We start from the raw sequence: 15,988 nt of genomic DNA on the forward strand, positions 1-15,988 counted from the left end.
GTGCCGCCCCGCATCGGTGATGTACCTTTGCCCCGTATCTGTCCGCGCTTCCTCACCCTCAGAGTGGCCGTCCGACGCTTCGCCAGGGGCGGGGGCCCGGCGGTGCTTGGGGTATCTGGAGGCCCGGACTCCCTGATGCTCGCGGCAGCGGCACTGGCTGAAGACGTAGCTGTTCACGCGGTATGCGTCGATCACGGTCTGCAGCCGGGTAGTGGTGCACAAGCTAGCCGGGCGGCGGAACAGAGTCGTTCGATGGGGGCGACGGCAGAGGTTGTCGCCGTTGACCCGGCCGCATTCGCGGGAAGCCTGGAATCGGCGGCGCGGGACGCCCGTTACAGCGCACTCGCGGAGGTGGCCCGAAGAATCTCGGCACCGGTGTGGGTCGGGCACACTCTGGACGATTCCGCCGAGACGATGGTGCTCGCGGCACTCCGGGGAATCTCCGGTGGATTGTCGGAGGAGGGGACGGTTCCGGGAACCGCGGGAACGAACGCACCGGTTTCACTTCTGCGACCATTTCTCCGGGTCCGTCGCGCGGACACCGTTGGTGCCGCCCAAGAACTGGGTCTCACCCCGTGGCAGGATCCGCACAATGCGGATCAGGGGTTCCGTCGGGTGTCGGTACGCGGGCGGATCATCCCCGCGCTCTCCGAAATGATCGGAGGTGATGCGGTTCCCCCTCTCGCGGAGGCGTCGGCTAAGGCGACGGAGGACGCGGAATTGCTCGATGCACTCGCCGCCGACGCGCTCCGGAGACACCGGGACCACTCCGGGTGCACCACCCCAGGTTCCCTACCGGTGAGCGTCGGCGGCGAACATCCCGCACTACGACGTCGGATCCTCGCTCATTTCCTCCGCGCCAACGGGGCGGTGGTGACCGCACGCGGTATCGCAGGCGTCGACACGCTTTTGACGGATTGGCACGGACAGGGTCCGGTCGCGGTGGGAGGAACCTCCGACGGGCGCAGGTTGGTTGTGATGCGGCACAATGGCATTCTGACTGTGAGCGCGCGCTGACGGACACCCGGTGACTGGGTTCCCCGAATGGCGGGCGAACGACGACGAAGGGTCGACACACACCATGCATGAACAGAAGAACATCCCGGTCCCCGACGGTGCCTACGGAACCGACGTGGAGAAGGTCCTGGTTAGTGAAGCGGATCTACAGCGCCGGGTGGCGGAGATGGCTGCGAAAGTGTCCGCGGAGCATGCCGATGATGAGGACGATCTCATCCTCATCGGGGTGCTCAAAGGCGCGGTTTTCTTCATGACTGATTTCGCCCGGGCACTCACCATTCCCTCCCAGATGGAGTTCATGGCGGTGTCCTCGTACGGAAATGCCACTTCATCGTCCGGAGTGGTGCGGATTCTGAAGGATCTTGACCGGAACATCGCCGACCGGAACGTCCTCATCGTGGAGGACATCATTGACTCCGGGCTCACTCTTTCCTGGCTGCTCAAGAACCTGAAGAGCCGAGGACCGAAAAGCCTCGAGGTCATTTCCCTGCTCCGCAAGCCGGAGGCTGTCCGGGCGAAGGTGGAGTTTTCCGATATCGGGTTCGACATCCCCAACGAGTTCGTTGTCGGTTACGGCCTCGACTATGCCGAGCGCTACCGCGACCTGCCTTACGTGGGCAGGCTGCACCCCAGCGTCTACACAGGCTGACCTCAACCCGCGGGTTTCCGCGGCCACGCGGGTATCCTGTGTGTGAACTGCGGCGGAGAAGATCCTTCCGGCGCGGGACGCCCACCCGTATGCTGTCCGTGCTCCACAACGACTTGAAAAGAAAGGGGCCGGTGTTCGCCGCCCGACCGCACCCGGTCGGACCGCCGCCGGCTTGGCTTGTGAATGGATAACAAGAAACTACTGAGGATCGGTGCCGTCGCCGCGGTCATCTTCATTGCCCTGTATGTGATGACCGTTTTGACCGATGACACCCGTAGCTACCGCAAGGTGGATACCTCCATCGCGTTGGCGCAGCTCGATGAGCACAATGTCAAGGAGGTTCAGATCGATGACCGGGAGCAGCAGCTCCGGCTGAAACTCAAGGATGAGATCTCCGTCGAGGAACACGACGGGATCAGTGAGATCATCGCGGAATACCCGGCCCGGACTACGCCGATCATCTTCGACAAGGTGCAGTCCGCTGAGGCGGAGAAATACACGACCAAGGTCACCCGGGAGAGCTTCATTGGCTCGATGCTGAGCGTTATGCTCCCGATGCTCATCGTCTTCGGTCTGTTGATCTTCTTCTTCTCCCGTATGCAGGGGGGCGGAATGGGCATGCTTGGTATCGGCGGTTCCCGGGCCAAGCAGCTCAACAAGGACATGCCCACCAATACCTTCGGTGACGTCGCCGGCGCTGATGAGGCGGTTGACGAACTCCACGAGATCAAGGACTTCCTCCAGGACCCCTCGCGCTACGAGGCACTGGGTGCGAAGATCCCACGTGGTGTCCTCCTCTACGGACCACCCGGAACCGGTAAGACACTGCTGGCTCGCGCTGTCGCCGGTGAAGCGGGTGTGCCGTTCTATTCCATCTCCGGTTCCGACTTCGTCGAGATGTTCGTCGGTGTCGGTGCCTCCCGGGTCCGTGACCTGTTCAAGCAGGCCAGGGAGAACAGTCCCTGTATCATCTTCGTCGATGAGATCGATGCTGTCGGACGTCAGCGGGGCTCCGGTATGGGCGGTGGGCACGATGAACGTGAGCAGACCCTCAACCAGTTGCTCGTTGAGATGGACGGATTCGGTGACCGTGAGGGGGTCATTCTCATTGCCGCGACCAACCGGCCTGACATCCTAGACCCCGCTCTCCTGCGACCCGGTCGTTTCGACCGTCAGATCCCGGTCACGAATCCCGATCTCAAGGGTCGCGAGATGATCCTCAAGGTTCATGCAAAGGGCAAGCCCCTGGCCCCTGACGCAGATCTGAACTCCCTCGCCAAGCGCACCGCCGGTATGTCCGGCGCAGACCTGGCCAATGTTCTCAATGAGGCCGCCCTGCTCACTGCGCGCATTGGCGGCAACGTCATCACCGCAGATGCGCTAGAGGAAGCCACTGACCGCGTCGTTGGCGGCCCCCGCCGTTCCAGCAAGATCATCTCCGAGCACGAGAAGAAGGTGACCGCCTATCACGAGGGTGGTCACACGCTCGCCGCTTGGGCGATGAAGGACATCGAACGCGTCTACAAGGTCACCATTCTTGCCCGCGGTCGTACCGGTGGACACGCCATGACCGCAGCCGAGGACGACAAGGGTATGTACAACCGCTCCGAGTTGTTCGCCCGCCTCGTGTTCTCGATGGGTGGTCGCGCCGCCGAGGAACTGGTCTTCGGCCAGCCCACCACCGGAGCGTCCTCCGACATCGAGCAGGCAACCAAGATCGCCCGCGCCATGCTCACTGAATACGGAATGTCACCTGAACTCGGCACCGTCAAATACGGCGAGGAACAGGGTGACCCGTTTTCCGGTCGTGGTGCAGGCGGAAGCCTTGACTACTCTCCCGCTGTGGCCGCCACGATCGATGAGCAGACCAGGTATCTTCTGGACAAGGCTCACCGCGAGGCATACCTCATCCTCCGGGACAACCGGGAAACCCTCGATCGCCTGGCGGAAAAGCTTCTGGAAAAGGAGACTCTGCGCCGCCCCGACCTCGAGGCATTGTTCACGGACATCACCCCGCGCGACGGGGTGGAGGTTTTCCGGGGTGAGGACAACGACTTCCCGCGACAGATCGGCCGTGAGCCGGTGAAAACCCCAACGGAACTCGCGATCGAGCGAGGTGAAGAGCCCCCGAAGAAGTTCTCTCTCCTAGAGGCATCCAAGGCGGCCCGTGCTCGCCGTGAGAAGCAGCTCGCTGCCCTCGGTGGTCCCGCTCCGGTGCAGAATCCCCACGGGGATCCCGCACCCGGGGGACAATCGCAGCAGGAGGGGGGCGGCAGGTCGGCATCGCAGGAGAATACCGTTTTCGGATACGGCGACACCACCGGTTCACATCCGGTGGGCCCAGTTCCGGAGACTGCGAACACAGCCGGCAGGCATTCACTCCCGCAGCAGAACAACCCCTCCGGTGAGGCCGATGTCAGTGCCCCGACCTATGGCGGAACTCCGCCGCCGCCAGGTTGGTCCGCCCCGGGCTGGCCGCCACGTGACGGTTCCCGTCCCAACCCGTACGCTTCCGACACCGGGAGCCGGACGCCCGCACCGCAGCCGACCGGAGAACACCCCGGGGTAGCTTTCTACGGTCCGGGCGAACCTGCCGACGGAGTGGAGGGCCTGCAGACCTATACCGCACCGAGCGGTGACGGTGAACTCATCGGTTTCCGGCTCCCCGATCATGAGCAGCCGGAGCATTCCCCGGAGAAAAAAGATACCAGGGACACCGCATCTGAAGCTCCATCCTCCAGCCCGAATGATGTCATCGGACTCGGAGACGTGACCAGGGAACCTCCCCGAGAGGACAATGATGAGCGTCGGGATTGATCATGATCGTGCCGCGGCTGCCGTCAGAGAACTACTCCTCGCAGTGGGCGAGGATCCTGACCGGGAAGGACTCCGGGAGACCCCCGATCGCGTCGCCCGGGCATACGCGGAAATGTTTTCAGGGTTGCACGCGGATCCCTCGGAGGTTCTCGCCAAGACTTTCAATGAGGACCACCAGGAACTTGTTCTCGTCCGGGACATTCCCATTTACTCGACATGTGAGCATCATCTCGTCCCATTCTTCGGGGTAGCACACATCGGCTACATCCCCGGAAAATCCGGGCGTGTCACCGGGCTGTCCAAACTCGCCCGACTCGCGGACCTCTACGCCAAGCGGCCGCAGGTGCAGGAGCGCCTGACACGGCAGGTGGCTGACGCTCTTGTGCAGCGCCTGGATCCGCAGGCCGTTATCGTTGTCCTTGAGTGTGAGCATCTGTGCATGGCCATGCGAGGTATCCGGAAACCCGGTGCCACGACGATGACCTCCGCGGTGCGGGGTGGATTCCAACGCAATGCGGCCTCCCGTGCCGAGGCCCTGAGCCTTATCCGGGCGAAACGGTGAGCCACATCACCGACTATTGTCCGGGTCGCCAACTCCCAGAGGAGCTGCCGTCCCGTGACAGGTGCCTGGTCATCGGCATAGTCAACGTGACCGAGGATTCCTTTTCCGATGGTGGCCGTTACCTCGACCCCGGTGTCGCAGTGGCTCACGCTCACGAACTCGTCGCACTCGGTGCGGACATCATCGACGTGGGGGGAGAATCCACGCGGCCCGGTGCCGTCCGGGTTGATCCGGAGGTGGAACTCCGGCGGATCACTCCGGTGATTCGTGCCCTCGCGAAGGAGGGAATCCCCACATCGGTGGACACGATGCGGGCACGCGTCGCCGCCGCCGCAGTGGAGTCCGGTGTCTCTATGATCAATGACGTCTCGGGTGGGCAGGCGGATCCTGACATGTTCCGCGTCATGGCCCAATCGGGGCGCCCGGTCTGTCTCATGCACTGGAAGACCGTCCGTTTCGGGGACGCCGCAGGAGCTGCGCACACTGACGGTGACGTTGTCACGGATGTACATCGGAGACTCGGAAGGCTCGTCGAGGAAGCGCAGGAAGCCGGAGTCAAGCCGCAGAACATCATCGTCGATCCAGGACTCGGTTTCGCCAAGACAGCGGAGGACAACTGGGCGCTGCTCGCTGCACTGCCTGAGTTCACGTCAGGGCCGTACCCCGTTCTCGTCGGAGCTTCCCGGAAACGGTTCCTCGCGGCGGTGCGGACGGATCGGGGTCTCACCGGATCCGCCGATCCCGCCACTGCGGCGGTGACCACGCTGGCCGCCCACCATGGGGCCTGGGCGGTCCGAGTCCATGACGTTGCCGTCTCCAGGGACGCTGTCGATGTTGCTGCGGCGTGGCGGTCAAGGGGTGGTCAAGGGGTGTCCGAAATGTGTGAAAACCAACTGGAAGGACGGGGTTTACCCGAACATGGCTGACAGAATTGAACTCAGGGGACTGAAGGTCCACGGACGTCACGGGGTTCTCCCCGCGGAACGTGCCGGTGGACAGGAGTTCATCGTCGATGTCGTGTGCTGGCTGGATTTCTCTGCCGCCGCAGCGGGAGATGATCTCGCGAGGACCGTCGACTACTCAGAACTGGCGGAACTGGCGCACCGGATCGTTTCGGGAACTCCCAGGGATCTCATCGAGACCGTCGCAGCGGAGATCGCCGATTCCGCGATGGGACGATTCACCCAGCTCTATGCGGTCGAGGTGACCGTGCACAAACCGAACGCACCCATTCCCCTGGACTTCAGGGATGTTGCAGTGGTCGCCCGCCGTTCCCGCGGCGGTCGGGGTCAGGGGCCGTCCTGATGCGGGCCGTCCTGTCCATCGGAGCCAATCTCAATGAGGCCGCGGGTACCGTCTCCGGAGTGTTGAGGCATTTCGCCCCTGAAACCGTCGCCGTTTCTCCCGTGTACGACACTGCTCCGTGGGGCGTTACGGACCAGCCCGACTTTGCCAACGCGGTTGTCGTCATTGAGACCACCGGAACCCCGGAGGAATTGTTGGACCGATGCCAGGAACTCGAGAATGCAGCAGGTCGAATCCGTGAGGTCCGTTGGGGACCACGAACCCTCGACGTGGATATTGTTCAGTGCACGACGGACAACGGAACTGAGGTGACCAGTGACACGGCACGTCTGACATTGCCGCATCCGCACGCCCATGAGCGTGCGTTCGTCCTGGTCCCCTGGTTTGCCGCCGATCCCGGTGCCCGGTTGAACGGCGTACCCATCGGTCAGCTCATCGAAGGCCTCGCCGCGGAAGACGTCGCGGGGGTCCGGTTACCGGGAGAACATTCCGGGGAGTGCGCGCGATGAAGACCACCCCGATTCCCCTTCTCGTGTTGACTGCACTATTCTGCGCTGGTGTATCGGGGATCCTGACCTGGCGATTCTATGCCATGCTCATCCCGATCTCTGTGACGGCCTCCGCCACGCTGTGGATCATGGCGGGGCTTTGCGGCGTGCTGGCATGGCGGGTTCGCACGTATCTGGAGAAGGGCAGGATCGGCCTGGACCGGAGCCAGTTGAACCCGATTACCGTCGCGCAGTGGCTCGTCATCGGGAAGGCGTCAGCGTGGACAGGCAGTGTGGTGGGAGGCGCCTACCTGGGAATGGCAAGTTACGTGATCCCGAGGTCCGGGATGTTGACGGCGGCAGCGGATGACCTTCCAGGAGTTCTGCTCTCACTTCTCGGTGGGGTTGCGATGGCCACTGCCGGTGCCGTCCTCGAACGGAGCTGTGAAGCCCCGCCGCCACCGGACGGGGAACCTGCGGGTGCGGTGTAAAACGGCGATCATTGTCATTCAGGTGGTGTCGTCCCTGCGTGCCTGGGCAACAAGGCCGTTTCCTTTAGTACATTGGTATCCATGACCGACACCGACGAGACCGTGACACCCCCCGGCTCCACCGCGGACCAGGCGGTGGAGGAGACCAGTGACCGGTGGCAGATCGCACTGGTTGTACTGGTTCTCCTCGCAGTGATCGCTGTCGTGGTGATGCTCTTCACCGGGAGTGACATCGCACTGAAGATCGGTGTCGTCGTCGCCCTCTGGGCGGCGGTCCTCGGTGTGTTTCTCGTCTCCCGGTACCGTGGGCAGGTTCTCGCGGAACGTCGGGACAGGAAACTCGCGGACCGGATGCATGAAGAGGAATTGGAACGGGAGATCGCGGTTCACCGAGAACAGGAACTGATCCTCGAGCAGAGTTTCCTCGAATCGCTCGATGAATACCGGGATACGACTCTCGCGGAGATTCGGGAACAGCTTGATTTCATGCGTGCTCAGCTTGAGGCGCTGAGCGGCCAGACGTGGAGCTATGAACCCGCTGCCCTCCAGGCGGAAGCCCGCCGGATTCAGGAGTTGCTGTCCGGCCCGTCCGGGGCTGAGGCTCGTGAGGTGCACAGTGGTCTTTCCGGGGAGGTGCCGCCGGACATGGGAGACGGAGTCGAGGACGGACAGGCGGCAGACGTCGAGGAAGTTGAGGTGGTTCCTGAAACTACGGCCTCGGCCACCGGTGCAGTAACTTCCACTCAGGCTGGGAGGATGTCTCGGGGGACACGGGATACGGGCACCCCGGAGGCTTCCGAATCTGGCACGACGGAGGTCGAAGCGGCTCCTGAAGAGCAGGGCGCTGTAGCGGCTCAACCGGAGTCCTCGCAGGAGGACACCCCAGACGAAGACACCACGGGGGCGTTCGCACCGGTGAGCAGGCCATCTTGGCTGACCTCCCCCTCGGCGATGAAGCCTAATCCGTTGATCACCGGTGAAGCAGGTGTGGGAGGAACCGTACCTGTGGATGCCAGTTACCTGATCGCCGGTGGTGGACGGCACGAGACCCCCGGAGGGGAGTCGGCAGAACATTCCTCGGCGGACACGGGAGACGAGACCTCCGCGTCGCGTGACAATGACGGCTCCGTCCGTCACGGTGACGCACAGAAGAAAGGCTTTGACACCGGTGCCATGGGGGCGGTGCCCTGGGATGCCACGGGCAGCTCGGCGGCACGACGGGCGGCACACGCAGTGGAAACTGGCGGGGGAGCAGTGGACGAGCAATCGACGGAGCGGCGGCACGGACGTCGTCGGCGTGATGAACGTGGTGGGGTGTCTGTCGCTGAACTGCTGGAGCACCTCCGGGAGAATCAGGCTGACGATCAGTGACCGCTCCGCGACTGCGGGTGGGGTTCTACGGTACAGGCGGGATCGCTGCGGGACTGGCTGAACGGTTGAATGGTGTCGGGCACGGGGTTGAGGTCGTTGTTGATCCCGTGCGTACCGATATCGCATCGCGTTTCGGTGGCTGGGGGCGAGTGGAGACGGATGTCGATGCGTTGGGCAGGTGTGATCTCATCCTGATCTGTGTTGCCGATGAAGATCTCACGGATGCCGTACGCAGCCTCATTCCGCATGTGAACTCCCGGCAGATGGTTGCCCACCTGTGTGTTTCGGTAGGGATTCGGGTACTGGATCCCCTCGCCACGCATGTCGCACTGGTGATGGCGCTGTATCCCGCGGTGTATCCAGTCGGAACTGCGGATACGGCGGGTGTTCTTCGAGACAGTGATGAGTTGGAGGGTGCTCCGTGGATCGTGACCGCAGATCCCGGAGCGCCCGAAGGCGTCGCGGAGGTGTTCGTCGCGGAACTTGGCGGTTGGATGGTGAATGTCCCGGACAATGAGCGGCCCGCGTTTGCTGCCGGGTTGCAGCATGCGACGGAACACCTCATGAGTGTATTCGACGACGCCTGTTCGATGATCGACGAGGCGTATTTCCGTAGCGGTGGTCCGAGGGAGGGGATCGGTAGAGCACTACTGCGCCGGACATCGCTCAGGATGCTTGAAATTGCTCTCGTGGATCCGGATCACAATGTCGCGGGGCCCGTCTACCGTGCTGCTGCGGATACGGTCCGTCGGCAACATGATTTGGGTATTCCGGATGGTGCGGCGGCCCGGAGCTATCGCGATCTGGCGAGGCGAACCGCGGAGCTCACTCCGTTCGGTGACATCGACATCGAGTTGTGGGCTGACGGTGATGCCGGAGGGCCTGCACCACGCGAGGAATGACCGATTTTACCCCTATTTTGGGGAAATCTTTCGTAGAGTATCTTTTATGCTGGTCATCACAGGTTGCATAGGCATAAACAATGTCATCTCGCGCTAACGCCCTGTGTCGTGTGGGTTTCTGCGTCGGACCGTGACAGTCGTATCCCGGTTGGACTGTCGCCCTTGATCCTGAAACACGAATTTCAGATACCGGTTTTACCTAGGCTCTTAGGTGTGCAACTGACCCGGTTCTCCGATCTGGCCCTACGGACGCTCATGCGTCTCGGCGAGGGATCCGCCATCGATGGACCACGAATGACGGTCGCGGAACTCGCTTCGGCGGTGGAAGCACCCGAAGGGCATGTCGCCAAGGTCGTGTCCCGTCTCGCCCGGATCGGGGTTGTCCGGAGTCTCCGTGGACGGACCGGCGGTGTCGTCCTTGAGGACTCCGCCGCCGCCCGCAGCGTCGGATCTCTTCTCCGTGAGCTGGAACCTCAGACACCTGTGATCGACTGCATCCGACCGTCGCCCTGCCCCTATCTGGAGGGCGACTGCCTGTTGCGGCACCGGCTGGCGGACGCCACGGAGTCGTTCTACCGGAGCCTCGATGATCTCCGTGTTGCGGATCTCATCGCCGATGCGTCCAAGGCGCGGGGAAAGCCCGTGGCGCTGGGTCTACCGCACACACCCTGACACCCATCCACGCGGACGTCGATAGCCCGAGACCCCGCCGCAGACCATTCATAAAGGAGCGCCCAGCTCATGTTCGTGACCACCCAGCCCGACACCTCCCGCACGCTGTCCGAGAAAAACGCCGATATCGTCCGCGCGACCCTCCCCGTGATCGGTGCGCACATCAATGAGATCACCCCGATCTTCTACGACAAGATGTTCACCGCGCACCCGGAGCTGATCAGCGATCTGTTCAACCGGGGCAACCAGGCCGCAGGCGAGCAACCCAAGGCGCTCGCCGCGTCGATCGCCACCTTCGCCACCATGCTCGTCGATCCAGACGCCCCGGACCCGGTCGAGATGCTCGGCCGGATCGGTCACAAGCACGTCTCCCTCGGCGTAACCCGCGACCAGTACCAGATCGTCCACGACAACCTCTTCGCCGCCATCGTCGACGTCCTGGGCGACGCGATCACCCCGGAGATCGCCGGCGCCTGGGATGAGGTCTATTGGCTCATGGCCGATGTGCTGATCGACTTCGAGGAGGACCTCTACGCCTCCGACGATGTCGAACCAGGCGAGGTATTCCGTGATGTCACAGTCACCGAGAAATACGATCTCCCCGGTGACGCGACCGTCTACACCCTGAGCGGTGACCTCTCGGTCCCGCGTCCCGGCCAGTACACCTCGGTCGGCGTGAAACTGGACGACGGCGCGCGTCAGCTCCGCCAGTATTCCATCATCGGCGGCGACGCCACGAAACTGACCATCGCGGTCCGCCGTGAGGGTGAGGTCTCCGGATTCCTCCGCGACCGCGTCAACGTCGGTGACACCATCCAGGCGACCCTGCCCGCCGGTGACCTCGTCCTCGACGATGCCGATAACCCGGTCGTCCTCGTATCCTCCGGAATCGGGTCCACCCCGATGACCGGCATGCTGTATCACCTCGCGACAACCGGTTCCTCGCGCCCGGTGACCGTCCTGCACGCGGACATCGACGAGGAACACTTCGCACAGCGCGAGCAGATGGCCGCGTACGTCGCCGAGATCCCCGGCGCCACGATGGAGGTCCGTTACCGCACCAACGGCGATCGGATCGATATCGCGGAGCATCTGCCCGCCGGTGCGACCGTGTACCTGTGCGGCGGAAACGGCTTCCTGCAGGCACTGCGCGACCAGATCGCGGCTCTACCGGCTGATCGCGCCCCGAAGGCCGTGCACTTCGAGCTGTTCTCCCCGAACGACTGGCTCATCAGATAGTCCTGCCCGAAGGGTGATCGGTACACACGTATCGACTACGCTGGCGTGGTGTGACTGACACGAAGAAGAACCCCGCCGTGACCACGCCCGACGCCGACGATGTTCCGGAGCAGCTCCGCATCCGCCGTGAGAAGCGGTCCCGGCTGCTCGATGGTGGCGTTGAGGCATACCCCGTGGAGGTGAAGCGCAGCACGTCCATCGCGGACCTGCGGGACCGCTACCGGGTTCTTCCCGAGGACGCCGATGACGCCGCCGCCGTCGCGCGTGAGGACGGCGTGACCTACCTGTCCAAGGGCGGTGAGACCCGGGACGTAGTCTCGATCGCGGGCCGCGTCATCTTCGTGCGCAACACTGGAAAGCTCTGCTTCGCCAGTATCCAGGATGGTGACGGAACCCAGGTGCAGGCCATGCTCTCGCTCGCGGAGGTCGGCGAGGAGGCACTGGCAGGCTGGAAGAGTGACGTCGACCTCGGCGACTTCGTGTCCGTCACCGGTCGTGTCATTTCTTCCCGTCGCGGGGAACTCTCCGTCATGGCGTCCGAATGGCAGATGGCCTCGAAGTCGCTGCGCCCCCTGCCCGTCGCCCACAAGGATCTGAGCGAGGATACCCGCGTCCGGCACCGCTACACAGACCTGATCATGCGGCCCGCAGCCCGGGAAAACGCGCTCACCCGGATCAAGGTCATGCGTGCACTGCGCCATCATCTGGAAGACGAGGGCTTCCTCGAAGTCGAGACCCCGATGCTCCAGACCCTCCACGGTGGTGCAGCAGCGCGTCCCTTCCAGACCCACTCCAACGCGCTTGATATTGATCTCTACCTGCGTATTGCGCCGGAGCTCTACCTCAAGCGTTGCGTCGTCGGCGGAATCGACCGAGTCTTCGAGGTCAACCGGAACTTCCGTAATGAGGGCGTTGACTCATCCCACAGTCCCGAGTTCGCCATGCTGGAGACCTACCAGGCGTGGGGTACCTACGACGACGGCGCGGAGACCATAAAGAATCTCATCCAGGCCGTCGCCACCGAGGTGTTCGGCTCCACGACGGTCACCCTCGCTGATGGCACCGAGTATGACCTCGGTGGGGAGACATGGCAGACCCTCGAGATGTATCCCTCGCTCAATGAGGCTCTCGCCCGTAAGTTCCCCGGACAGCCCGAGGTCACCGTGGACAGCACCGTCGAGGAGCTGAAAGCCATCGCGGAGGTAATCGGTCTCCCCGTCCCGCAGAACGCGGGTTGGGGCCACGGCAAGCTCGTCGAGGAGATCTGGGAGGTGCTCTGCGAGGATCAGCTCTACGGCCCGGTCTTTGTCCGGGACTTCCCTGTTGAGACGTCTCCGCTTACTCGCCAGCACCGTGATAAGCCCGGCGTCACCGAGAAGTGGGACCTCTACGTCCGTGGATTTGAGCTGGCAACCGGCTACTCCGAGCTCATCGACCCCGTCATCCAGCGTGAACGCTTCGTCGATCAGGCCCGGCTCGCAGCCGACGGCGACGATGAAGCGATGGTTCTCGACGAGGACTTCCTCACCGCCATGGAGCAAGGTATGCCCCCGACCGCAGGCTGCGGAATGGGGATCGACCGTCTCTTAATGGCCCTGACGGGCCTTGGTATCCGGGAGACGATCCTGTTCCCGATGGTCAAACCCGAGTCCAGGCACTAGAACTGTGCTGCTGCAAACTCTCCGCTGAGAACTTCCGTGGCATTCAGCGGAGAGTTAGGCATTGACTTAACCACGTGAACGGTGCGGGGACGCTTCAGTGATGTGAAAGTAGTTTGAACAGGCACCACCACAGGCGGCGTAGCGGGAAGAAAACGGTACTTCCCGTTACTTAGGTAATCACTGGCTTGACACACCGGTTGATTTACAACAGTGTTCTCCTTACACCTATGGTTGTTATGCGGTGACCCCGGTTTGCGCGGTCGTTGTACATGGCAGATAGCTGCTGGTTGGAAAGGAATAGCTTTATCTACGGCTCCTTGTCACCGTATAAGTAACGATACTGGAGCTGGTTATTCCCAGTGATTGTGGTTTCACGATGGCGTTGAAATGTTAAGAATCCGCCAATTGGAAGATCAATGATGACTGCGTGGATACTTTATTCGAGTGGGCGTCCGATGGGGAGAAAAGTCTCGAATATCCGGATCACTGATGCTTGGACATACGCAAGCGTCGAATCTGCTGAGGGGCGAGACTCGAGATAACCATCTGGGGGAAGATCAGATTTGTGAAACTTACCTGGGACATGCGTGACGTTCCAGGTCTCTCTCGCCTGCAACAGGCGCGTTGGTGCAGCCGGAACAGTCCATCAATAGTTTCGGGATTTACCCAATGGTACTGGAACAGGCGGTGCGAACTGTATGACCGGGTCCATGGGGCGGGTATCTGATGAGAATAACTGCTGTTGAGTTTGCGCCAAGCGATATAGTGCCAGTTATCTATCCTTATATAAATTCTATAGCTCCTATTGAAAAACTCCAATCGTGCCATCGCCATGCCTGCGGCTTGAGGTTCCTTTTGGATCGATGGAGGGGACGTTTCCGGAAATGGCCAGAGGGGTCTCATGTAACGTTTCTTTGTTTACAGGGGGATGGAATCCTCTGGATATATATGTCATAACGGTGGAAATTTACGTTCTCCTATCTGCCTTACGATAGGTGCTTGCCCGGGGTGTCGGTGTCGTCTAATAGGTGTAAAAGGTGGCGGAACTAATTTTTTGCTGACAGTGGGGAATCTTTGTTTTCTACATTCCCTTTGTAAGGTTTTTTGCTTTAGGGGTTTACTTTAAATAGTGCGATGAGGGGGTGGTTGGGGCAACATTCGGAATATAGGAGGGGGCTATTCTCGTTGTGGTTCTGGAAATTCTTATTTCTTGCTCTGTATAAAGTGATTGGCGTTAGGTCATTTTCGGCAATCCAGATGTGTTATCAGGTGTGTCTCAGGTGTGACGGTGGGGGTCGGGTAGGGATAATCCTACTGTTAGGCATAAGTGTGAAAAAGAAGAAGTGGTACATATTTCCTTATCCATAAAGAGCATGATGATATTTGCTACCCGTGAAAAAACGTATGAACAAGTCAAAATTTTGGTAGCACGATATTAGAGCTGCAGTATGCTGGAGCAATACTCTTATATGTGATTTACGTCACGTATCAAGTTTAGTAAAATATTATGATTTCTGAAAGTGTGTGGGGAATCTTCAGAATGTGAAGCAAAAATCGAGCGTGTAGTGCTGGCTTAGGTTGTGTGTCTCGAAATATGCTACTGGAATTTTATTTTAACGATATATAGCGTTTTCGTTGAATTAGTGTCTGGAATGTCGAAGTTTCTGACCATGGAAAGCTTAGATGGCTGGCCATGGTTGAGGGCTGTGACGGATTGGAAGGGTGTGCTTATGGCGCAAAGATGGATCTTATTATCGAGGATGGTTGCGGTGGCAACCGTCCTCTCTCTTGCATTTTCTTTGCTTGTTGTACCGAAATTATCTGTGGTCCGTGCGGACGAGGGGGCTACCGTCGCGGTCCCGCACTTAGAATCACCCGCAATACTTCCGCCCACAACTGCAAGCGGTTTTCCGGAGGGGGACATTGGTTATATTTTCTATCTCTCAAAACCTGGCGAACCGCCCTTTGATCCAAAAGACTATCCGATCGAAGAATTGGTGAAAAAGGATCTCCGGTGGGCTGCACTCTTGAATGTTAATCTCCCGAATGGTGGGATTACAAAGGCCTATTGTGCAAATCAGCCGATCCCACACCGAGTAGGGGAGCATAAAATTGACCATCTGGGGAATCACAACATCCCCAATGATGAGAAGGTCAAATGGATTCTTGATCACGGCTACCCCGAAGTGTCACTGGCTGACCTTGAACGAGCAGTCGGAGTCTCGGGGCTGGACGAGAAGGCTGCTGTAAGTGCTACGCAGGCCGCAATCTGGAAGTACACCAACCCAGATGTTCCGGAACCTGTGTGGATGAACCTTTATCCAGGTGAACAACATCCGCTTGATTTTGTGAAGGGTAAAGATAAGAGGAACCTCGAAAAAGTTCGAGATTACCTTTACAACGGCGCATCTACCGCGAAAAAACCTGAGCTGTTCAGCTTGAAGCTGGATCCAGCCGTGGACACGGGTGCAGCAGGATCCGATGTCGGATCTTATTCGGTGGCAGAAGCTGGTGCCGACGCCAAGCTCACACTTGAGGGTGCACCAGAAGGGATCGAACTGGTTAATTTGGCTACCGGCAAGGCTGTGGGTTCTACGGTCGAGGTTTCAAAGGGCGATAGGTTTACTGTGCGTGTTCCTCGCGCCACGGCAGCCGGGGAAGCGAAGCTGGTACTGACAGGAACCGGAATCGTTACCGCAGGAATGGGCCTCGTCTACTCAGGTACCGAACACGGCCCAGCCCAAGAGCTGGTTGTCGCGAAAAATTCCGCTCCCGTCTCGCAACGCTTCGAGGCGAAGGTGTCGTGGCGTAGCG

At 60.8% G+C, this 15,988-nt stretch carries 14 protein-coding genes; all 14 read left to right on the plus strand.

All coding sequences use genetic code 11. From position 1 onward, the window contains the following. Positions 1-1,017, plus strand: a complete 1,017-nt coding sequence (tilS, locus tag QWU44_RS10160) for a tRNA lysidine(34) synthetase TilS (RefSeq protein ID WP_370915588.1) — start codon at positions 1-3, stop codon at positions 1,015-1,017. 64 nt (positions 1,018-1,081) lie between these two features. After that, positions 1,082-1,666, plus strand: coding sequence for a hypoxanthine phosphoribosyltransferase (gene hpt / locus QWU44_RS10165; protein ID WP_370915567.1), 585 nt, complete (start codon positions 1,082-1,084; stop codon positions 1,664-1,666). Between the two features lie 183 nt (positions 1,667-1,849). Next, positions 1,850-4,483, plus strand: coding sequence for an ATP-dependent zinc metalloprotease FtsH (gene ftsH, locus QWU44_RS10170; protein ID WP_370915568.1), 2,634 nt, complete (start codon positions 1,850-1,852; stop codon positions 4,481-4,483). Then, positions 4,467-5,045 carry a GTP cyclohydrolase I FolE gene (gene folE / locus QWU44_RS10175; protein ID WP_370915569.1) on the plus strand — a complete coding sequence of 193 codons (579 nt, stop codon included), beginning with the start codon at positions 4,467-4,469 and terminating at the stop codon, positions 5,043-5,045. Before ftsH ends, folE begins: the two co-directional genes overlap by 17 nt. Before the next feature lie 5 nt (positions 5,046-5,050). Beyond that, complete coding sequence (gene folP, locus QWU44_RS10180) at positions 5,051-5,971, plus strand: dihydropteroate synthase (protein ID WP_370915589.1); 921 nt, start codon at positions 5,051-5,053, stop codon at positions 5,969-5,971. Continuing rightward, a complete protein-coding gene (folB, locus tag QWU44_RS10185) occupies positions 5,964-6,350 on the plus strand; it encodes a dihydroneopterin aldolase (protein WP_370915570.1) in 387 nt (128 codons plus the stop codon). The genes folP and folB overlap by 8 nt, the downstream gene beginning before the upstream one ends. After that, positions 6,350-6,859: a 2-amino-4-hydroxy-6-hydroxymethyldihydropteridine diphosphokinase gene (gene folK, locus QWU44_RS10190; protein ID WP_370915571.1), complete on the plus strand. Its 510-nt coding sequence runs from the start codon at positions 6,350-6,352 to the stop codon at positions 6,857-6,859. Before folB ends, folK begins: the two co-directional genes overlap by 1 nt. Beyond that, a complete protein-coding gene (locus tag QWU44_RS10195; RefSeq protein ID WP_370915572.1) occupies positions 6,856-7,329 on the plus strand; it encodes a DUF3180 domain-containing protein in 474 nt (157 codons plus the stop codon). Before folK ends, QWU44_RS10195 begins: the two co-directional genes overlap by 4 nt. Before the next feature lie 81 nt (positions 7,330-7,410). Continuing rightward, entirely contained in the window at positions 7,411-8,700 is a 1,290-nt protein-coding gene (locus QWU44_RS10200) for a DUF6779 domain-containing protein (protein ID WP_370915573.1), read from the plus strand. Next, entirely contained in the window at positions 8,697-9,602 is a 906-nt protein-coding gene (locus QWU44_RS10205; RefSeq protein WP_370915574.1) for a DUF2520 domain-containing protein, read from the plus strand. The genes QWU44_RS10200 and QWU44_RS10205 overlap by 4 nt, the downstream gene beginning before the upstream one ends. A 213-nt stretch (positions 9,603-9,815) precedes the next feature. Further along, complete coding sequence (locus tag QWU44_RS10210; RefSeq protein ID WP_370915575.1) at positions 9,816-10,274, plus strand: Rrf2 family transcriptional regulator; 459 nt, start codon at positions 9,816-9,818, stop codon at positions 10,272-10,274. A gap of 69 nt (positions 10,275-10,343) precedes the next feature. Then, a complete protein-coding gene (locus tag QWU44_RS10215) occupies positions 10,344-11,513 on the plus strand; it encodes a globin domain-containing protein (protein WP_370915576.1) in 1,170 nt (389 codons plus the stop codon). Between the two features lie 50 nt (positions 11,514-11,563). Then, a complete protein-coding gene (gene lysS, locus QWU44_RS10220; RefSeq protein ID WP_370915577.1) occupies positions 11,564-13,174 on the plus strand; it encodes a lysine--tRNA ligase in 1,611 nt (536 codons plus the stop codon). 1,769 nt (positions 13,175-14,943) lie between these two features. Then, a partial coding sequence (locus QWU44_RS10225; RefSeq protein ID WP_370915578.1) for a thioester domain-containing protein occupies positions 14,944-15,988 on the plus strand: 1,045 nt, incomplete at its 3' end.

The organism is Corynebacterium sp. CCM 9203 (genome assembly GCF_041357675.1).
Classification (GTDB): Bacteria; Actinomycetota; Actinomycetes; order Mycobacteriales; family Mycobacteriaceae; genus Corynebacterium.